Annotated in this window: 1 protein-coding gene; it reads left to right on the plus strand. The window is 25.6% G+C overall.

What is annotated here, in order from left to right; genetic code table 11:
- On the plus strand, positions 1 to 264 hold a 264-nt coding region (locus IU405_RS15550; RefSeq protein ID WP_231749385.1), incomplete at its 5' end, for a hypothetical protein.
- Positions 265 to 305: the final 41 nt, after the last annotated feature.

Here is a 305-nt window from a genome sequence, read left to right on the forward strand (position 1 = left end):
TCAGTAAGTGATACTGTAAAGAGCATCACAACTTTTGAATATAAATTTTATATGATTTCATATATTCATATAATCAAACACTCACCACGAATTGAATGGATTGCAATGCCAGTTATTATGATAGCTAAACTTACCAACCAAAAACTTAATAAATTATTTATTAGATCTGATGTTGTATTGCTTATCTATGGCAAATATTACCAAATGCTTTTTCTAGTAAAACTTTTGGGAGTTTGTACAATTTTGGTCAAAAATTGTTTCTAAAAAAATTCAATTTATTCACTTAAACTGTTCGATTTTTTAAA

The sequence above is a fragment of the Polaribacter sp. BAL334 genome (genome assembly GCF_015767435.1).
GTDB lineage: Bacteria > Bacteroidota > Bacteroidia > Flavobacteriales > Flavobacteriaceae > Polaribacter.